Raw genomic sequence first — 19,453 nt, forward strand, 5'->3', positions numbered from 1 at the left:
CATAAATGGTGAAAATGATGCGGGCTGCACCCGACGGCGTCGGCTCACTGCTGCTGCTCCGTCTGGCGGTCGCGCCAGTTGCTTTCGACCGGCCACACCGAAACCCGCTCGCGGACGTTGATGGACGGCCGCGGCAGGAGTTCTACCGGAACCTCGGGAGAGTCAGACAGCACCCAGGTGTCCTTGGAGCCGCCGCCCTGGCTGGAATTGACGATCAGCGACCCCTCTTTGAGCGCCACCCGGGTCAGTCCGCCGGGGAGCACCCAGACGTCGTCGCCGTCGTTGACGGCAAACGGACGCAGGTCCACGTGCCGAGGGCCAAACTTATCACCGCTGAGGGTAGGAACCGTAGACAGCTGCAGGACGGGCTGCGCAATCCAGCCGCGGGGATCGGCGATGACGCGCTTGCGCAGAGCCTCGAGTTCATCCTTGGAGGCATCGGGCCCGATGACCAGGCCCTTGCCGCCCGAGCCGTCCACCGGTTTGACCACCAGTTCATCCAGCCTGTCCAGGACGTGCTCGCGCGCTTCCTTTTCCTCCAGCCGGAACGTGTCCACATTTGCGATCACTGGCTCTTCGCTGAGGTAATAACGGATGAGGTCGGGCACGTAGCTGTACACGAGCTTGTCGTCCGCCACGCCGTTGCCCACGGCATTGGCGATGGTCACGCCGCCGGCGCGGGCGGCATTGACCAGACCCGGGCAGCCCAGCATGGAATCGGCACGGAACTGCAGAGGATCGAGGAAGTCATCGTCGATTCTCTTGTAGATGACGTCAACGCGCTGTTCGCCTGCAGTGGTCCGCATGTAAACCCGGTTGCCGCGGCAGATGAGGTCGCGGCCCTCCACGAGCTCCACGCCCATGAGACCGGCCAGCAGGGTGTGCTCGAAGTATGCGCTGTTGAACACCCCGGGAGTAAGGACCACTACTGTGGGGTCGTCGACGCCGGACGGCGCCGTCTTGCGGAGCGCGGACAGCAGCCGGCGCGGGTACTCTTCGACCGGACGGATCAGTTGCTGGCCGAAGGCTTCGGGCAGGCCCTTGGCCATGGCGCGGCGGTTTTCCAGCACATAACTGACGCCCGAGGGTACGCGCACGTTGTCTTCCAGCACGCGGAAGGTTCCCGTCGCATCCCGGACAACGTCGATCCCGGAAATGTGGACCCGGACGCCGCCGGCCGGTTCAAAGCCGTGAACCTGGCGGTGGAAGTGGGCGCTCGTGGTGACAAGCTGGCGCGGGATGACGCCGTCGGTAACCACGGTCATCTTGTCGTAGACGTCGTTGAGGAAGGCTTCCAGCGCCCGGACCCGCTGCGCGACTCCCCTTTCGAGGACGCTCCACTCATCGGCCGGGATCACTCGCGGCACGATGTCGAGGGGAAACGGCCGTTCCTCCCCTGCGAAGTCGAAAGTGACGCCGCGGTCCAGGAACGTCCGCGCCATCGAGTCGGCACGGGCGGTGACGTCGGCGAGGGAAAGCTCACGGAGGGCTCCTGCGACCTGCCCGTAGGACTTCCTGGCTAGTTGGCCGGGGGCAAACATCTCGTCGTAGGCACCGCTGCGGCCGGCGGCCTCGGAGTAATCCTGGAATAGGTCAGACATGGTCATTAGCCAACCACCTTTTTGTTTCGATTTCATTACTGGTGCCCGTTGTGGCGTGTTGAAGCCACCCCCTCCGGTTCGTGTTTTTCCGCACTCTTCCGGCAAAGTAGGTGAGTGCCACTGCCCAGATTCCCCGCCGCCCCCCTGGGACGGATCTCCGCACGGATCCCACCCATCGTGCCGGGACTGCTCACTGCCGTTTTCGCCGTCGGGGTGGCCTTTACCGTACACGCAATGGTGCCCGTCCTGCCTGCCATGACCATCGCGGTGGTGCTGGGACTGCTGGCCGCAAACCTGCCGGGTACGGGAACGTGGGTTGCAGACGGGGCACGCCCCGGGCTCGACTTCGCCGGAAAGCACCTGATGCGGGCCGGCATCGTGGTCCTGGGCCTGAAAGTCAGCGTCATGGACGTCCTGGGGCTCGGCTGGCAGGCGCTGCTGCTGATCACGGGCGTGGTACTGGCCAGTTTCGCAGGGACGTACGGGATATCCCGGCTGTTCCGGCTGACGCGCGACGCCTCGCTGCTCATTGCCACCGGCTTTTCCATCTGTGGTGCCTCGGCTATTGGTGCCATGGCCGCGGTCCGAAGGATCCGGCACGTGGATACAGTCCTGCCGGTGGCACTCGTGACGCTATGCGGCACGCTGGCCATTGGGGTCCTGCCTCTCCTCCTGCACCCGCTGCAGCTCACCCCCGAGGTGTTCGGTGCCTGGACCGGCGCGTCGGTGCACGACGTCGGCCAGGTGGTGGCCACAGCGCAGACCGCAGGGACCGGCGCGCTGGCGATCGCCGTCGTCGTCAAACTGACCCGGGTGATCCTCCTGGCCCCCATTGTGGCCGCCGCCGGCGTCCATCAGCGGACGGTCATCAGCCGGGATGCGCGGAATGAAGCAGCGCGCGACGAGGAGGCGCTGAACGGAGCCGTTGAAAACGGCGCGGGCAATCCGGACGCGGACGGCGCAGAGGTGCGGTTGCCGCCGGTTGTTCCGCTGTTCGTCATCGGATTTGTGGCCATGGTGGGTTTGCGCTCCACGGGCTGGCTGTCCCCCGGGTGGCTGGACGCGGCAGCCGCCGTACAGGACCTGCTGCTGGGCACGGCGCTCTTTGGCCTGGGCTCGGCGGTGCGCGTGCAGACCCTGCTCCACACCGGGGCGAGGGCGCTATTGGCGGCCCTCGCGGCGTGGCTGCTGATCGCGCTGCTGGGCCTCGGGGCCGCAGTGCTGATCGTCCAGCCGTACTGATCCTCCAGCCACCTGTGCCTGCCGCCCTGCAGGCTGCCCGGCGCGGATAACGGGGCCGGGCCCGTGATTCAATAGCTTGGTGTCGAATCAGAACCTGCGCCGCGATGAAGCGGCCATACGCTCAGCCCTGATCACCACCCACAGCTATGACGTTTCACTGGACGTTCGCCTGGCCCAGGATCCGGAGGTCAGCGGGTACACCAGCCGCAGTGTCATCAACTTTTCGGCGCAGGAACCGGGGGCGACCACCTTCCTGGACTTCATCAGCAGCGACGTGCACAGCGTCTTCCTGAACGGCAAAGGGCTGTCCGTCGAGGACGTGGTGGACGGATCCCGTATCCGGCTGGACAACCTCCAGGCGGAAAACCAAGTGACCGTCACCGGCACGGCGCTTTACAGCACCTCCGGAGAAGGCATGCACCGCTTCTTCGATCCGGCGGACGGAAAGTGCTACCTCTACACCCAATACGAGCCCGCTGATGCCCGCCGCGTCTTCGCGAACTTCGAGCAACCCGATCTTAAGGCGGAGTTCACCTTCCACGTGATGGCGCCGTCGGACTGGCAGGTCGCCTCCAACGGCAGCGAGGCCGGCCGCACCCGGCTGACCAGTGACCCGGCAACCGACCGGTGGGACTTCGCGCCCACGGGCCGGATATCCACCTACATCACCACGGTGCTGGCCGGGCCGTACTTCAGGGCGTCGGACCACTGGAGCGGAATGCTCGAGGACGGGACCGCGCTGGAGGTCCCGCTGGCGCTGTACTGCCGCACCTCCATGGCGAAATCGTTCGACACCGACCACCTGTTCCAGCTCACCAAGCAGGGGCTCGGGTTTTTCAACAACCTCTTCGACTATCCCTATCCCTGGGGCAAGTACGACCAGGCCTTCGTTCCCGAATACAACCTCGGTGCCATGGAGAACCCCGGACTGGTCACTTTCACCGAAAACTACGTCTTTACCTCCCGGGCGGCCGATTCCCAGTACCAGGGGCGGGCAAACACGCTCATGCATGAAATGGCACACATGTGGTTCGGAGACCTCGTGACCATGCAGTGGTGGGACGATCTCTGGCTCAAGGAGTCCTTCGCGGACTACATGGGCACCCTGGGCGTGGACCGCGCAACGGACTGGGACACGGCCTGGGTGAATTTCGCCAACAACCGTAAGGCCTGGGCCTATGTCCAGGACCAGCTGCCCACTACCCATCCGATCGTTGCAGACATTCCGGACCTGGAGGCAGCCAAGCAGAATTTCGACGGCATCACGTATGCCAAGGGCGCGTCAGTGCTCAAGCAGCTGGTGTCCTACGTCGGTTTTGAAGCGTTCATTGCGGGGTCACGCCGGTACTTCCGGGACCACGAGTACGGCAACACCACCCTGGCTGACCTGCTGGCCGCCCTGGGCGAGGCGTCGGGCCGGGACCTGACCGTATGGGCCCGCCAATGGCTGCAGACCTCGGGGATCTCCACCGTCACTGCCGAGATCGAAGAGCACGACGGCGTGCTCGGCAGCGTCGCGCTCGTCCAGGACGCGGTGGACCCCACTACGGGACGCCAGGAACTGCGGCCGCACCGGCTGCGGATCGGGCTGTACGACTTCAACGCCGACGGCGCACTGGTCAGGGCGGACAGCGTGGAGACGGACCTGGCCGGGGACCGCACGGTGGTGCCGGAGCTCAGGGGCAGGCCGGTGCCGGCACTCCTCCTGGTTAACGACGATGACCTCAGCTACGTGAAGGTCCGGTTTGATCCACGTTCCGAGGCAACCGCACGGGCGTCCCTCGGCGCCCTGCAGGATCCGATGGCCAGGGCGTTGTGCTGGACGGCGCTCTGGGACGCAGCACGCGACGCCGTGGCCCCTGCGGACCGCTACGTCGCGGCAGTGGAAAGATTCGGCCCTGCCGAACAGGGCATCGGCGTGCTGCTGAACGTCCTCGGCAACGCCGCCACCGCCATTGACCGCTACGTTCCCGCGGCGCAACGGGCGTCGGTCCGGAACAGCTTCCTCGATGCCGCTGCACGGGAACTCGAGTCTGCCGAGCCCGGTTCGGACCACCAGCTGGCCTGGGCGAGGACACTCGCCACCACAAGCAGGCGGGCCGACGCAAGGCTGGGCCTCATACGAGGGATCCTGGACGGTACAACGGTGCTGGAAGGCCTGGCCGTCGACCCGGAACTCCGCTGGAGCCTGTGGCACGCACTCGCGGCCAACGGGCAGGCCACGGAGGCCGAGTTGGATGCCGAACTGGCCCGCGACACCACTGCTTCCGGCCGCGCCGGCCATGCCACGGCGCTGGCTGCCCGGCCGGATGCCGCCGTCAAGGCCGCCGCCTGGGATGCCGCCGTCAACGGCAACGCGCTCTCCAACGAGCTCCTCAGCGCCACAATCGCGGGCTTCAACACCGCGCCTGACGCGATGCTGGACCCGTTCGTGGAGCCGTACTTCGGCTCCCTGGAGAAGGTCTGGGCGGAGCGCAGCATCGAGATTGCCAGCCGGATTGTTCGCGGACTGTTCCCTGCGGGGCAGGACCTCGTCGCCGGCCTGCCGGAGGAGCATCCGGTCCTGGCCCGCGCCGATGACTGGCTCGCGGGGCATCCCGCGGCACCGCGTGCGCTGCGCCGGATCATCATCGAGCAGCGGAGCCACCTGCACCGTGCCCTCACGGCGCAGGCCGCCGCGAATATCCCGTCGGTTGCTCCATAACGGCCGTTTTGACTGCTCAGAACGGCAGTTGCAGAGCAGTCGATGAAAATCCTAGGGCACCCGGTGCAGCCACTCCCCGGTTCCGAACTTGGCAGCGACACGGTCCCGGGCGGCGGCAAGCTCCGCGTCGGTGAGGACGGAGGGCGTGGCTCCATAGCGGCCGCTGAAGACCTCCATCATGGCCTCCACGATTTCCGCCCGGGCAAGGCCGGTCTGCCGGCGCAGCGGATCCACCCGCTTCTTTGCACTGGCGGTGCCCTTGTCCGAGAGCTTTTCCTTGCCGATCCGCAGGACCTCCACCATTTTGTCGGCGTCGATGTCGTAGCTCATGGTCACGTGGTGCAGCATGCCGCCGTTGGCCAGGCGCTTCTGGGCCGCCCCTCCGATCTTGCCCTGTTCCGTAGCGATGTCGTTGAGGGGCACGTAAAAGGCGCTGATGCCCAGTTTCTCCAGCGCGGCCATGACCCAGGCGTCAAGGAACGCGTAGGAGTCGGCGAAGCTGATGCCGTCCACCAGAGTCTGGGGCAGGTACAGCGAGTAGGTGATGCAGTTGCCCGCTTCCATGAACATCGCTCCCCCGCCGCTGATCCGGCGCACCACCGTGATGCCGTGGCGGGCCACGCCCTCGGGGTGGATCTCGTTGCGCACGGACTGGAAGCTGCCGATCACCACGGACGGTTCCTCCCAGTCCCAGAACCGCAGCGTGGGGTTGCGGCGACCGGCGCCCACCTCCTCGGTGAGGACCTCGTCCAAGGCGACGTTGACGTGCGTCGGCAGCACGGACGGGGCTATGACATTCCAGTGGTGGTCCGCCCAGCCGGTGGCCTTTGCCAGTGCCCTGCGGACGGCGACGGACACGGCGTCGGCGGAGAACCCGAACAGGACGGCATCCTCGGGCAGGGCAGCGGTCACGGCCCCAGAGATGTCCGCCGCGGCCGTCGTCTCCGGAAGCCCGGTCAGGGCGCGGTTGATATCCAGGAGTGCTTCATCGGGTTCCAGGAAGAAGTCGCCGCTGACCGAAACGTGCGCGAGGTGCCCGCCGACGACGTCGAAATCCACCACAACCAGCTTGCCGCCCGGAACCTTGTACTCACCGTGGCGCCGGCCGCCGTCGTCGTGCGTGCCGTCTGCCGCGCCGGTCTCAGAAGGAGGGAATGTCATGCATTCCATCCTGCCCCAAGGACGCGAAAAACCCGCCCTTTCCGGATGATCCGGACGGGGCGGGCTTTCCAAAAGAACCTTGGGGAGAAGTGGTTACTTCTTGCCGCCGAAGCCCTTGAAGCGAGCGTTGAAGCGCTCGACGCGGCCTGCGGAGTCCATGATGCGCTGCTTGCCCGTGTAGAACGGGTGGGACTCGGAGGAGATTTCGACGTCGATGACCGGGTAGGTGTTTCCGTCTTCCCACTCGATGGTCTTCTTGGAAGACACGGTGGACTTGGTCAGGAACTTGACGCCGGAAGCCAGGTCGTTGAAAACAACAGCTTCGTACTTCGGGTGGGTATTAGCCTTCATAATGGGACCTTCGTTCGTACAACTGGATTTTGCCAGCTGCCAGGTATGAATGGGATGCAGGCCGCGGATCACCGGTTTGCATGTCAAAAGCAGTGCAAGACACCGGGTGGCCGGACCAACACTCAATCCTAGCCTAAAGACGCTCCCGGCACGAACCGCCGGGGGTTAGTCCCGGGGCCGCAGTTCCCAGAAGGCGACGGCGGACGCCGCAGCGACGTTGAGCGAATCGACGCCTGCCCGCATCGGAATCCTGACGGCGAGGTCGACGGCGGCGAGGGTGTCCGCGCTCATCCCCGCGCCTTCCGTGCCGAGGACCAGGGCCAGCTTGTCCGGATTCCGGGCGGCCAGCTCGTCAAGGTCCACCGCATCGCCGGTCAGCTCCATTGCGGCGACAGTGAATCCCTGTCCGCGCAGCACCTCAAGATCGCCCGGCCAGGACTCCAGGCGGGCCCAGGGAACCTGGAACACGGCGCCCATGCTCACGCGGACGCTGCGCCGGTAGAGCGGATCGCCGCACCGGGGCGAGACCAGCACCGCGTCCACGCCCAACGCGGCCGCGGACCGGAAGATGGCGCCGACGTTGGTGGTGGTTCCAATGTGTTGTAGGCATTTCACGGCGCAAAACATCGCCGGGGCTCGGCACGAACAGTCACACAACGTGAAGAACCTTGATTTGCACCTATTCTTCGTCCGCCTCTGGCAGCTTCTCCAGGGCCTTGCCTGTCAGTTTGGCTCCTGCGACGGGTAGGTACGACACCAGCAACCCGCTCGGCTGCAACAGACGCGTCGAATCACCTGAGGGATACGGAACTGCCTACTCGACTGCGGTCAGTCGAGTAGAGCGACGCCGAACTCAGCGACGACGGCCCGCAGTTCCCCGAGGTAGCGCTGTGCTTGGTCGGTGAGCGGAATCGCGGCGTGGCCGATCCAGCCGATCTCGATGCGTTCGTCAACGTCGAGTGGGATGGCGACGATCTCCGGGTCCAGCTGCCCGCTGATGATGCCCGTCGAGATCGTGTAGCCGTGGAGCCCGATCATGAGGTTGAAGATTGTCGCTCGGTCAGAGACCCGGATCTCCTGCTTACTGGACAAGGTGGAGAGAATCTCCTCGGCAAAGTAAAAAGAGTTGTTCGCACCTTGATCGAAGGTCAGCCGCGGCAAGCCGGCAAGATCGTCAAGAGTCGCTCGCTCTTTTGAGGCGAGCGGGTTGTTCCGTGAAATGAAAATGTGCGGATCGGCGAGGAACAGCGGAGAGAACGCGAGCCCGGATTCGCGGAGCAGCTTGTCGATGACCTTCCGGTTGAAATCGTTCCGGTAGAGGATGCCTATCTCACTGCGGAGTGTCCGGACATCCTCGATGATGTCCCAGGTGCGGGACTCGCGGAGCGAGAACTCGTATTCGGCCACCTCAGTGGCCTTGACCATCCGGACGAAGGCGTCCACGGCGAACGAGTAGTGCTGCGTGGACACCCCGAGCAGACGTCGTGTCGGTGGCCTGCCAAGATAGCGCTGCTCGAGGAGGGCGAACTGCTCGACGACCTGCCTCGCGTAGCCGAGGAACTCTACCCCGTCGGCGGTGAGGGTGACCCCGCGGGCGGAGCGAACCAGGAGTGCACGGCCCACCCGTGCCTCAAGGTCCTTCATTGCCGCGGACATGGTCGGCTGCGCGACATAGAGAAGATCGGCCGCCGCGGAGATCGACCCCTCAGCGGCAACTTCTATGAAGTAGCGGAGCTGCTGCAGGGTCAGTCCGCTCGAAATCTGAGCCATAGGGAAAGTCTATATGAGTGCATAGCGACGCCTAGTTACTTGATACCCCTTGAAAGGGGGCACCATGGACACGTCCCTTTTGAAAGGCCGTCTCCGGCCCATCTCCAAGATTGGCAGCACATGGCAGACGACTTCACCTTCAGCCTTACCACGACCCGCTTCGACGAGGACTACTCCCCGTCGGAAGGCTCCCGGATCACGACGAATTTCGCCAACCTGGCACGGGGCGAGCACCGCCAGGAGAACCTCCGCAACGCCTTGACCATGATTCGGCGCCGTTTCAACGATCTCGCAGACTGGGACAACCCGGACCGGGACCGCTACGCGCTCGAGCTTGAGATCGTTTCCGTGCAGATACAGCTCACCGCGGACGGCACGGATCAGCAGTTCCCGCTGTTCGAGGTTCTCGATATCCAGATCATCGACCTGCTGAACGGGGTCCGCCATCAAGGGATCGTCGGCAACAACTTCTCCTCCTACGTCCGAGACTTCGACTTCAGCGTCGTACTGCCAGCGGCAGCCGGGGACTCAGGCAAGCCCACGGTGCCTGAGGACTTCGGCGATCTTCACGGCAAGCTGTTCCAGCACTTCCTCGATTCCCCGGTATGCCGGGAACGCTTCCCGCAGCCGCCAGTGGTCTGCATCAGCGTCTCCACAAGCAAGACGTACCGGCGAACCGGGAACCGTCACCCGGTCCTGGGCGTCGAGTACCAGCAGGACGAGTTCTCGCTGACGGACGCGTACTTCGCAAAGATGGGACTGCGGGTGCGCTACTTCATGCCACGCGGCAGCGTTGCGCCGCTCGCCTTCTATTTCCGCGGCGACCTGCTCAATGACTACTCCAACCTGCAGCTCATCGGCACCATCAGCACCATGGAGACGTTCCAGAAGATCTACCGCCCCGAAGTTTACAACGCGAACTCCGCCGCCGCCGCCGTCTACCAGCCGAGCCTGGGCGAGCAGGATTACTCGCGGACCCAGATCGCTTACGACCGCGTCGAGCGCGGTCAGCTCGCGATCACGCAGGCGAAGTACACGGGGGAGCACTTCATCACGCCCCACAAGGATCTGTTGGACCAGTGGACCGCCAACTACCCCGCCCCCGTCAACTGACCCACGGAGAATCATCAATCATGAACACACTTTTGCCCACCACCGTCGTCGGTAGCCTGCCGAAACCATCGTGGCTCGCACAGCCGGAGACTCTTTGGTCCCCGTGGAAGCTGGAGGGAGATGCGCTGCTCGAGGGCAAACAGGATGCGCTGCGGATCGCCATCCACGAGCAGAGCCTGCGCGGCATCGACATCGTCAGCGACGGCGAGCAAACCCGCCAGCACTTCGTCACGACCTTCATCGAGAATCTCAGCGGGGTCGACTTTGAACAACGCAAGACCGTGCGCATCCGCGACCGCTACGACGCGAGCGTACCGACCGTCGTCGGACCGGTGCGCCGCGAGCGGCCGGTATTCGTCGACGACGCAAAGTTCCTCCGCGCAACCACGGACCGGCCGATCAAATGGACTCTTCCCGGTCCAATGACGATGGTGGATACCCTCTACGATGACCACTACAAGAGCCGCGAGAAGCTGGCCTGGGAGTTCGCCACGATCCTGAACCAGGAGGCGAAAGAACTCGAGGCGGCCGGCGTTGACATCATCCAGTTCGACGAGCCCGCGTTCAATGTCTTCCTCGATGAGGTCAAGGATTGGGGAGTGGCTGCGCTTGAGAGAGCCGCAGAAGGACTGCGCGCTGAGACCGCCGTGCATATCTGCTACGGCTACGGGATCAAGGCGAACAATGACTGGAAGGCGACGCTCGGCTCACAGTGGCGGCAGTACGAGGAAACTTTCCCGCTGCTGCAAAGCTCCAGCATCGACATCATCTCGCTGGAATCCCAGAACTCCCACGTGCCCATGGACCTCATCGAGCTCCTCCGCGGCAAGAAAGTCATGCTCGGGGCAATCGACGTCGCAAGCGAGACCATCGAGACCCCGGAGGAGGTCGCCAACACCCTCCGCATGGCCCTGCAGTTCGTCGATGCGGACAAGCTCATCCCCAGCTCCAACTGTGGCATGGCACCGTTCCCCCGGGACGTCGCACTGGCCAAGCTGAGTGCCCTCAGCGCAGGGACGAACATCATTCGCGAGGAACTCGCCCGCTCCGCCCCCAAGGTGTCATAACGATGTTCCATGCTTACCCCACGGACACATGGCTCGACACTCCCAAGCAAAGCTTCCCGTCCTCCCTCCCGGCCAACGAATTCAAGTCACTGTTCCGTGGCCATCCGGGAGGTGTCGCCGTCATCACGGCCGATGCCGGCGAAGGACCGGTGGCACTGACGGTATCTTCGGTCGTGTCAGTGAGTGCGGAACCTCCGTTGATGATCTTCTCGGTCTCGGCACTGTCCTCTGCGTCCGAAGTACTTTCCCGCGCCGAAACCGTCGTCGTGCACCTGCTGGACGCGCACGACGTCGACTTGGCGAAGTTTGGAGCGACCCCCGGCGCCGACCGCTTTGGCCAGACGCACCGCTGGTCGCCCCTTGCAACCGGCGAAGCGGTGTATGAGGATGTCCGCGCCTGGGTGCGCTGCGCCGTCATCGATCGCATGGAGGTGGGGACCTCCACCATCATCGCCGTTCACGCCCTAGAGTCCCGCGTGATGCGTGACGTCCAAGCGGGCGAACCCGGCGACGCCCTGGTCTACCACAACCGTTCATGGCATCGTCTGGGCGAGCATTCCAAGCTTGAAGCCTGAGCGCCGCGCCAACAATGCAAGGCAGGAAGCCGAGCGGCTCACGACGGCGGAAGCATAACTCCCGCCGTCCGCGCTTCGTGGGTGGCGGCATGGACGCTCAGCACGGCCAACGACCACATCCTCGCTGAGGGCCTGATCGACGACGACACCGTTGCCCAGTTTGGCGAGACAACGTTCACGATCCTGAACGGCAAGGGCCGGGACGACCTTGTCGGCCATTCCAAGATTGCACGTCGACGCTTCGATGGCGCCCTCGCCACCGGCGCAGATCCCCGGAGCGACGGCATCGCCTTAGTTGCCTGCCAGTCCATCTAAAACCACCAACAAGCATGTCCGAGGGGTGGTCATGGAGACCACCCCTCACGATGAAGGATCCCTTAAACCATGACATCAGCTGTAGCCAGCTCAGGTATCAAAACCGCCTCTACCCCACAAGAAAATGTGTCGTCTCCGGAAAAGTTCCGACTGATGCTCATGATGGCCCTCACGCTCGTTACAGGTGTGGTTGACGCGGTCGGCTACCTTGGACTTGATCACATCTTCACCGGAAACATGACCGGCAACGTGGTGATTCTTGCTATGGCGTTGGCCGGGGCGGCGAACCTGCCAACTTTGGGCCCACTGGTAGCACTTGGCGCCTTTCTCCTCGGCGCGGCGGTTGCCGGATCTACGCTCCAGTCAAGCCCGAAAGGCTGGAACCGCAGGGTCACGCTCCTTCTCACAGCGGGTTGTATCGCGTTGACGGGAACCGCCGCCACCTCTCTCATCGTGGAAGACGTCGGCCGGCAGTCCATTGGTGTCCTTGTTGCCGCCGTTATCGCCATGCACATGGGCTCCCAGGCCCTGATTGCGCGGCATTTGGGCGTACGAGACATGACCACAGTGGTCATTACTTCCACCATGACTTCCCTCGCCGGAGAGTCACTTGTGGGCAAGCAACGGCCCAGGTTACTCAACCGACGGCTGGGCGCTGTCCTCGCTATGTTCGCCGGGGCCGCTATCGGAGTACCCCTGCTCCAGATCCATCTCAGCGTCCCGATCGGCCTCGGCATCGCCATCACCGCCGCTGTGACGTTCCTGGGGAGTCGCCGCTGGCATTGATGCGGTACTCCAGCTCTTCAATTGCTCCTGACACCGCGGTCGGGCGGGTGCGTCACGCTCAGCCACTACCTGGTCGCGTAGAAGGCGACCGCCGACGAGGCAGCCACATTGAGGGAGTCGACGCCGTTCATCATCGGAATCGTCACGCGCGCGTCGAGCGCCTGATCGGTCTCAGGCCTCAACCCCTCTCCCTCCGTGCCGAAGACCAGCGCCAGGTTCGGGTGGTCCTGGGCGACCAGCTCATCGAGTGTGATGGCACCTTCGCCGAGCGACATGCCGGCCACGAAGTAGCCTGCTTCCTTGAGTACCTCAAGGTCCCCAGGCCACGACTCGATTCTGGTCCATGGCACTTGGAACACAGTCCCCATCGACACCCGGATGGAGCGTCGGTAGAGCGGGTCGGCGCACTGTGGAGAGACCAGGACAGCGTCGACGCCAATGGCCGCGGCGCTGCGGAAAATCGCCCCAACGTTTGTATGGTCGGTAAGGTTCTCCAGGACCGCGATCCTTGATCGTCCCGGCATACGAGCTCGATCAGACTCTTGTATCTTGCGACCACTGACATTGGTGTGGTCCACGATGTCCTCCAGGACGGCCACCCTCCGGGCGCCGGCCAGCAGTTCGGGCAGCGGAACCGGCACGGGACGGTGCATGGCCGCCATGGCGCCGCGGTGCAGGTGGAAGCCCGTGATGTCCTCAAGCAGCGCCGCGCTGCCGATGTAAACCGGCACATCCGGGAACTCACTGAAGACATCGGCCAGGTCTTCCAGCCATTTCTCGGCGAGGAAGAAGGACCGCGGCCGGTGGCCGGCCGCCAGGGCGCGGCGCAGGACCCGGGACGACTCCGCTATGTACATCCCTTCGGCGGGCTCGCGGACTTTGCGAAGGTGGACATCCGTCAGCCGGGTGTAGTCGGACACCCGCGGATCATCGGAGGATTCGAGGTAGTGGAAGGTCACTGGACAGTCATTTCAGGTCATTTGAGGAGGTTGGCGATCATGAAGCCCAGCGCAACCAGCCCGAGGGCAAAGATGACACCGCGGAGGACCGGCGGCGAGAGCCGGCGGCCCACCTTGGAGCCTACGACGCCGCCAAGGAGGGAACTGACCGCGATAATGGCCACGACAGTCCAGTTGATGCGGCCGAAGGCAAACAGCAGGTAGGACGCGGCCGCCACGATGTTCACGCCCAGCACGAGGATGTTCTTCATCGCGTTGGCGTTCTGGATGGTTCCTGTCATGAAGACACCCAGGATACCGACCAGCAGGATGCCCTGCGCAGCCACGAAGTAGCCGCCGTAGACGCCGGCCAGGTACACCAGGACGATCAGGACCACGCTGTGGCGTTTGTCCCGGATGGCATGTTCGGGGTTCTCTTCGCGGTTCCTCACCCATCGCTGGAGCCGGGGCTGGAACACCACCATCAGCAGGGCCAGCACAATCAGGGCCGGCGCGGCGTAGTGGAACACTTTTTCCGGCAGGTGCAGCAGCAGCCAGGCGCCGCTGATGCCGCCCAGCAGGGAAGCCGGCAGGAGCCGGAGCAACTGTTGACCGCGCCCCGCAAGTTCTTTCCTGTATCCCCAGGCTCCCGCGGCGTTTCCGGCCACCAGCCCCATGGCATTGCTGATGGAAGCTGTTACCGGGGCAACTCCCAGGGCGATGAGCACGGGAAAGGTCACAAGGGTGCCCGAACCCACCACACTGTTGATGGTTCCGGCCCACAGCCCGGCAAAAAAGACGAAGACGCCGCTGAGTAAATCCACGCTAGGCCGGCCGCCGGATCAGCGGCGGGCGGTGGCTGCGTAGCGGCCCGCACTGACAGTGACGTCGAGGGGCAGGCCGAAGGTCTCGCTGAGGTGCTCCGAGGTCAGGACGTCCGCGATGGGGCCGGCAGCCACCACTTGGGCATCCCGCATCAGCATCGCGTGGGTGAAGCCCGGCGGGACTTCCTCAAGGTGGTGCGTGACGAGCACAATGGCCGGGGCTGCGTCGTCGAGGGCCAGTTCGCTGAGGCGGTGCACCAGGTCTTCACGGCCGCCGAGGTCCAGGCCTGCGGCAGGCTCGTCCAGGAGGAGCAGTTCGGGGTCCGTCATGAGGGCCCGGGCAATCTGGACGCGTTTTCGTTCGCCTTCGGACAGGGACGCGAACGCACGGTTCAGGAGCGGGCCCATGCCCCACTCGTTCAGCAGCCGGAATGCACGGCGCTCGTCATCCTTCTCGTAGCCTTCGCGCCAGCGTCCGGTGACGCCATACGCCGCGGTCACCACGACGTTGAGCACTTTCTCGTGCTCGGGAATCTGGTTGGCCAGCGCGGCGGAGGACAGGCCGATGCGGGGCCGGAGTTCGAAGACGTCGACGGCCCCCAGCATTTCCTCGAGGATCCCTGCCATTCCGCTGGTGGGGTGGAGCCGTGCCGCCGCAATCTGGAGCAGTGTGGTCTTGCCGGCACCGTTGGGTCCGAGGATTACCCAGCGTTCGCCTTCCTTGACCTGCCAGTCCACTTTGTTGAGGAGCGTTTTAGCTCCGCGGACAACGCTGACGGCAGCCATTTCAAGAACATCACTCATAGGAGTAGACACTAGGACAAAACAGCGTGCGACTGATAACTGAAGCGTCGCAGCCGGAACGGCCGCACGGCGGGACGAAACGAATTCGGGCGGCGGGACCGCGCTGGCTAAGATTGCAGCCATGAGTTCGAACGTGACTGCGGTCAGCTACGGCGTGAAATTGTCCCCTGCGGAACTGGAGCGCCTCCGTTCCCTGCTGACCGGATCCGGTGCCTCCTTTGCCGCCGAATCCCGCACCGAAGACGGCCGTTTCGAAGTGTATTCGGTGGACATCGCCGTGGAGTCCGGGACCGCGGCCGAGATCGGCGCGCTGCGCCAGGACATTGCCGCGGCAGGCTTCAGCGGCATGGACACCGCGATCGTTCCCGCGGCCCTTCGGGCGGCGCCCCGCAAGTTCCTCATCATGGATGTGGATTCCACCCTGATCCAGCAGGAAGTCATCGAACTCCTGGCCGCCTATGCCGGAAAGAAGGAAGAAGTCACGGCGGTTACCGAGGCGGCCATGCGCGGCGAGCTCGACTTCGCCCAGAGCCTCCATGCGCGGGTGGCGGTCCTCGCCGGGCTGCCGGCCCATGTCGTCGACAACGTCCGGGCCGAAGTGAAACTCAGTGAGGGCGCCGCAGAGCTCGTTGCTGCCTTCAAAGCTGCCGGCCATGCGGTGGCGGTCGTGTCGGGCGGGTTCAACCAGATCCTGCGTCCCATAGCCGAGGACCTGGGAATGGACTACTGGATCGCCAATGAACTGGAAATCGTCGACGGCGCGCTGACGGGCAAGGTGCTCGGTGCGGTGATCGACCGCGCAGCAAAGGAGAAGTACCTCCGCGAGTGGGCCGCCGCTGAAGGCATCCCCATGGAGTACACCATCGCCGTGGGCGACGGCGCCAATGACCTGGACATGCTCAGCGCCGCAGGCATTGGCATCGCTTTCAACGCCAAGCCCGCCGTGCGCGCGGCAGCGGATGCAGCCGTCAACATGCCCTACCTGGACGCCGTGCGGCACATCGCCGGAGTCTGAGGCATGGGCCGGGCGCCCGCGCCGACAGTGCGGCGCTAACGACGCAAAGGGAAGTCGCCCTGGCGAAAGAGCTTGGGCTGTCCTCTCCACTTTTGCTCGAGAAGTGGGCACGTCAGTACCGGACGGAAGGCGAGGACGGGCTGCGCCCCAAGCCGAAAGGCCGTCCGAAGACGAATCAGCCACGGCATCCGTCGCAGAGCTCCGGGCACTTGGCGATATCGCAACGCTCCAGTCGTGGAGATGGTTCAGCGCCCGCTACCCGTTGGCCAATGTCCCGTCGTTGTCTGGCTCGAGCGTGAGCGTGGACATGGCCTGCTTGAACGGCACCAACACGCTCGGCTGATTCAATGGCCAGGGAATAGCCGCAGGACGACCGTTCGCGTTATCGATGAACAGGCCTTGATATGCAAGTTGCTACTTGCCTATAGTGGAGCCATGGTCGATGTCTTCCGAGCTCTCGACGACGAGACAAGGCGTCTCGTCCTCGATGAACTGTCAGCGCGCGACGGCCAGACCCTGTTCGAGATCTGTTCCGTGCTCACGATGCGGCACGGTCTCAGCCTCACACGACAGGCGATCTCGCAACACCTCGGCGTGCTCGAGTCGGCCGGCCTCGTCGTGACGGAGAGGCGCGGACGTTCCAAGTTCCACTACTTCAACCCCGAGCCACTCGCCGAGATCACGGGACGATGGCCCACCAGAAAGAGGACCGAACAATGAAAATTGCCCTGACGAGCCTGTTCGTCAACGATCAACGAGAAGCCCTCGCCTTCTACACCGAGGTGCTCGGCTTCACGAAGCGCCATGACATCCCCCTCGGTGACGACTTCTGGCTCACCGTCGTGTCGCCCGACTCGCCTGACGGTCCGGAGCTGCTTCTGGAGCCTTCTAGCCACCCTGCCGTGAAGCCGTATCGGGATGCCCTTGCAGAAGACGGCATCCCACTCGCTCAATTCTCCGTCGACGACACCGAGGCCGAGCACGCCAGGCTGACCGGCAAGGGCGTGGTGTTCACACAGCCACCGACTGACATCGGCACTGCTGTTGTGGCCGTCTTTGATGACACATGCGGCAACCTCATCCAGCTCATCGAAATGAAGCCTCCGGCTCAACGCGCCGACGCCCGTTGAGGGATCGGACCTACGAGGCTTCCATGACCGACTCTGAAAACCTACTTAGCCACGCGCGGTCCTCAAGGATTGACGCCAGTTGATGCTGCGGAGTCTACTTAGGGACGATACTGCCGTTCCCTTCCGACCACTTTCCTTGGAGGCGCCGTGACTCCTGACTTGCACGTGAGCGAAGGCTACGTTGAGGTCCGCGGCGGCCGGGTCTGGTATCAAGTGCTTGGCGACGGAATAGGGATTCCGCTGGTTACCATCCACGGCGGCCCAGGGGGAACGCACGACTATCTGGAGCCGCTGGGGGCTTTGGCTGACGAGCGGCAGGTCGTGTTTTATGACCAGCTGGGTGCCGGGAAGTCGGATATCCCGGATGATGTGAGTCTTTGGACCAATGACCGATTGGTCGAGGAGGTTGAGGCAGTCCTCGACGCAGTGGGATCACCGAGGGTCCACTTGCTCGGCCAATCGTGGGGGACAATCGTCGGGGCCGAATATGCGCTGCGTTCCCCGGAGCGGCTGGCGAGCTTGGTTCTGTCCGATCCGTGCCTAAGCATTCCCCGCTTCGCGGCCGCGACGGCGGCACTCCGCGCGGCCCTTCCAGCCGACGTGCAGGCCATCCTTGCCCGCCACGAGGCGGCGGGCACAACTGCCTCCGAGGAGTATCAGGAAGCAAGCATGGAGTTTTATCGGCGACATGTATGCCGATTGGATCCCTGGCCGGATGCGCTGATGCGTACATTCGGCCAGCTGAACCTGACGATTTATGAGCGAATGCAAGGCCCGAGCGAATTTGTCATTACAGGCATCCACAAGGACTACGATGTTACCGACCGTCTCGGTGGACTGACGGTCCCCACCCTATTCATGTGCGGCCGTTATGGCGAGACACGGCCCGAGGAGACTAAGTACTATCAAAGCCTCGTGCCCGGATCTGAAGCGGTGATTTTCGAGGAGAGCAGCCATCTGCCTCATCTTGAGGAGCCCGCGCGCTACGCCCAGGTACTTCGGGAATTCCTGCACCGGTGTGACTAAGCATTCCGAACGTGTTGCTGATGGTTCCCCCAGGGAGATCGTTTGGTCAGCTTGTCGGCACGCAGTAGCGTTCTTCGGGTGAACGAAGAAGCTGAAGAACTTGCCGGCGGAAATGCCTCAGAGAGTGTCGTTCGTGTTGGCGATACGGTTCGCAAACCGTGGCTGGAAAACTCTGGCACTGTTCAGGAGTACCTGAAGGCTCTTCAGATAGCGGGCGTTGACGTTCCCAAGCCCCTGGGTAAAGACCATGCTGGGCGGCATGTCATCGAGTACATCGAGGGTGTATCTGCGCTGGAACAGCTGCCCCTAGGGCGGGCTGACCTCTTGCGGGTCGGCCGTTTAATTCGCCAGATTCACGATGCGAGCGAAGTATTTGGCCTTCCGGATACGACCGGATGGAACGTTCTACTTCCTGCCGAAAGTCCGAACCTGATGTGTCACAACGACCTGGCTCCATGGAACCTCATTATGGGCGAACGGTGGGTGTTCATTGATTGGGACGCGGCGGGCCCGAGTACGCGCCTCTGGGACCTTGCATATGCAGCGCAGTCCTTTGGCGTGCTCTTTGAAGGCCAACCGGTGCCAGAGGCAGCTGCGAGGCTGAGCGCTGTCATTGACGGTTATGGGGCTGACGAGGGCCTACGTGAAGCGCTGCCCGAGGCCATGGTAAAGAGGGCAGCGGCCATGCACCAACTGTTGAAGTCCTCACACGAGACCGGGTTCCAGCCCTGGGCGGAAATGTACGTCAACGGCCACGGCGAGCACTGGCACGCTGCGGCTGACTATGTGCTCCGTAATCAAGACGCCTGGAAACAGGCGCTGACCTAGATCGCTGCTGCCGTGCACGGGCCCGCTGAGGGATCGTAAGCCCAACCTCTTGCGCGGCACTTCGAGCGGAGACCGAAAAGGCTCCATCCCGGAAAGGGACGGAGCCTTTTCGCAAAGGGGCCAACCGCTTACCTCTAGAGTTGGACGCGCACATTTGCGAGTCCAACTTTCGGGGTGCACTTCGATTTCGCCCGGCCTTCCTT

20 protein-coding genes and 1 pseudogene are annotated in these 19,453 nt (G+C 63.9%); 13 read left to right on the plus strand and 8 right to left on the minus strand.

Going from position 1 to position 19,453, the window contains the following annotated elements; all coding sequences use genetic code 11:
• Positions 1-44 precede the first annotated feature (44 nt).
• A complete protein-coding gene (locus tag J2805_RS06205) occupies positions 45-1,601 on the minus strand; it encodes a circularly permuted type 2 ATP-grasp protein (protein WP_309974837.1) in 1,557 nt (518 codons plus the stop codon).
• 234 nt (positions 1,602-1,835) lie between these two features.
• Between J2805_RS06205 and J2805_RS06210 the strand changes: the two genes are divergently transcribed.
• Complete coding sequence (locus J2805_RS06210) at positions 1,836-2,843, plus strand: YeiH family protein (RefSeq protein ID WP_396134258.1); 1,008 nt, start codon at positions 1,836-1,838, stop codon at positions 2,841-2,843.
• 79 nt (positions 2,844-2,922) lie between these two features.
• The gene (gene pepN, locus J2805_RS06215; RefSeq protein ID WP_309970843.1) at positions 2,923-5,547 is read left to right on the plus strand and encodes an aminopeptidase N; all 2,625 of its coding nucleotides are present in this window, start codon (positions 2,923-2,925) and stop codon (positions 5,545-5,547) included.
• A gap of 51 nt (positions 5,548-5,598) precedes the next feature.
• Here the strand turns inward: pepN and J2805_RS06220 are convergent, their stop codons facing one another.
• The 4 genes and pseudogenes from J2805_RS06220 to J2805_RS06235 all read right to left on the minus strand — a co-directional run bounded on the left by J2805_RS06220 (position 5,599) and on the right by J2805_RS06235 (position 8,829).
• Entirely contained in the window at positions 5,599-6,708 is a 1,110-nt protein-coding gene (locus J2805_RS06220; protein ID WP_309970846.1) for a lipoate--protein ligase family protein, read from the minus strand.
• A 93-nt stretch (positions 6,709-6,801) separates the two neighbouring features.
• On the minus strand, positions 6,802-7,059 hold the full coding sequence (locus tag J2805_RS06225) for a type B 50S ribosomal protein L31 (RefSeq protein ID WP_309970849.1): 258 nt from the start codon (positions 7,057-7,059) through the stop codon (positions 6,802-6,804).
• Between the two features lie 165 nt (positions 7,060-7,224).
• Positions 7,225-7,674: pseudogene (locus J2805_RS06230) on the minus strand (TrmH family RNA methyltransferase); the annotation flags it as partial.
• Positions 7,675-7,887: 213 nt separating this feature from the next.
• Positions 7,888-8,829 carry a LysR family transcriptional regulator gene (locus tag J2805_RS06235; RefSeq protein WP_309970856.1) on the minus strand — a complete coding sequence of 314 codons (942 nt, stop codon included), beginning with the start codon at positions 8,827-8,829 and terminating at the stop codon, positions 7,888-7,890.
• A 120-nt stretch (positions 8,830-8,949) separates the two neighbouring features.
• On the opposite strand from J2805_RS06235, the gene J2805_RS06240 reads away from it, so the two are divergent.
• The 5 genes from J2805_RS06240 to J2805_RS06260 all read left to right on the plus strand — a co-directional run bounded on the left by J2805_RS06240 (position 8,950) and on the right by J2805_RS06260 (position 12,685).
• The gene (locus J2805_RS06240) at positions 8,950-9,942 is read left to right on the plus strand and encodes a DUF1852 domain-containing protein (RefSeq protein WP_309970858.1); all 993 of its coding nucleotides are present in this window, start codon (positions 8,950-8,952) and stop codon (positions 9,940-9,942) included.
• Positions 9,943-9,962: 20 nt separating this feature from the next.
• On the plus strand, positions 9,963-11,009 hold the full coding sequence (locus J2805_RS06245; RefSeq protein WP_309970861.1) for a methionine synthase: 1,047 nt from the start codon (positions 9,963-9,965) through the stop codon (positions 11,007-11,009).
• A gap of 2 nt (positions 11,010-11,011) precedes the next feature.
• The gene (locus tag J2805_RS06250) at positions 11,012-11,584 is read left to right on the plus strand and encodes a flavin reductase family protein (protein WP_309970864.1); all 573 of its coding nucleotides are present in this window, start codon (positions 11,012-11,014) and stop codon (positions 11,582-11,584) included.
• Positions 11,585-11,665: 81 nt separating this feature from the next.
• Positions 11,666-11,899 (plus strand): hypothetical protein, encoded by a 234-nt coding sequence (locus tag J2805_RS06255; protein ID WP_309970867.1) that lies wholly within the window; start codon positions 11,666-11,668, stop codon positions 11,897-11,899.
• 69 nt (positions 11,900-11,968) lie between these two features.
• Positions 11,969-12,685 (plus strand): YoaK family protein, encoded by a 717-nt coding sequence (locus J2805_RS06260; protein ID WP_309970869.1) that lies wholly within the window; start codon positions 11,969-11,971, stop codon positions 12,683-12,685.
• Between the two features lie 65 nt (positions 12,686-12,750).
• On the opposite strand, the gene J2805_RS06265 is transcribed toward J2805_RS06260, so the two are convergent.
• From J2805_RS06265 to J2805_RS06275, 3 genes are read right to left on the minus strand one after another with little or no spacing between them, the layout of a single operon-like run.
• Positions 12,751-13,644: a TrmH family RNA methyltransferase gene (locus tag J2805_RS06265; RefSeq protein ID WP_309970871.1), complete on the minus strand. Its 894-nt coding sequence runs from the start codon at positions 13,642-13,644 to the stop codon at positions 12,751-12,753.
• Positions 13,645-13,661: 17 nt separating this feature from the next.
• Complete coding sequence (locus J2805_RS06270) at positions 13,662-14,447, minus strand: sulfite exporter TauE/SafE family protein (protein WP_309970873.1); 786 nt, start codon at positions 14,445-14,447, stop codon at positions 13,662-13,664.
• Positions 14,448-14,465: 18 nt separating this feature from the next.
• Positions 14,466-15,251, minus strand: a complete 786-nt coding sequence (locus J2805_RS06275; protein ID WP_309970875.1) for an ABC transporter ATP-binding protein — start codon at positions 15,249-15,251, stop codon at positions 14,466-14,468.
• A gap of 121 nt (positions 15,252-15,372) precedes the next feature.
• Here J2805_RS06275 and serB point away from each other — a divergent pair, with 121 nt between their 5' ends.
• From serB to J2805_RS06300, 6 genes are all read left to right on the plus strand, one after another.
• On the plus strand, positions 15,373-16,266 hold the full coding sequence (gene serB / locus J2805_RS06280; protein WP_309970878.1) for a phosphoserine phosphatase SerB: 894 nt from the start codon (positions 15,373-15,375) through the stop codon (positions 16,264-16,266).
• A gap of 59 nt (positions 16,267-16,325) precedes the next feature.
• Positions 16,326-16,565, plus strand: a complete 240-nt coding sequence (locus J2805_RS23905; protein WP_396134259.1) for a helix-turn-helix domain-containing protein — start codon at positions 16,326-16,328, stop codon at positions 16,563-16,565.
• A 136-nt stretch (positions 16,566-16,701) separates the two neighbouring features.
• The gene (locus J2805_RS06285) at positions 16,702-16,986 is read left to right on the plus strand and encodes an ArsR/SmtB family transcription factor (protein ID WP_307048050.1); all 285 of its coding nucleotides are present in this window, start codon (positions 16,702-16,704) and stop codon (positions 16,984-16,986) included.
• Positions 16,983-17,396, plus strand: a complete 414-nt coding sequence (locus J2805_RS06290; RefSeq protein ID WP_309970886.1) for a VOC family protein — start codon at positions 16,983-16,985, stop codon at positions 17,394-17,396. The genes J2805_RS06285 and J2805_RS06290 overlap by 4 nt, the downstream gene beginning before the upstream one ends.
• Before the next feature lie 147 nt (positions 17,397-17,543).
• On the plus strand, positions 17,544-18,422 hold the full coding sequence (locus J2805_RS06295) for a proline iminopeptidase-family hydrolase (protein ID WP_309970889.1): 879 nt from the start codon (positions 17,544-17,546) through the stop codon (positions 18,420-18,422).
• A 78-nt stretch (positions 18,423-18,500) separates the two neighbouring features.
• On the plus strand, positions 18,501-19,250 hold the full coding sequence (locus J2805_RS06300; RefSeq protein ID WP_309970892.1) for a phosphotransferase: 750 nt from the start codon (positions 18,501-18,503) through the stop codon (positions 19,248-19,250).
• Positions 19,251-19,453: the final 203 nt, after the last annotated feature.

The sequence above is a fragment of the Arthrobacter oryzae genome, from assembly GCF_031454875.1.
Classification (GTDB): domain Bacteria; phylum Actinomycetota; class Actinomycetes; order Actinomycetales; family Micrococcaceae; genus Arthrobacter; species Arthrobacter oryzae_D.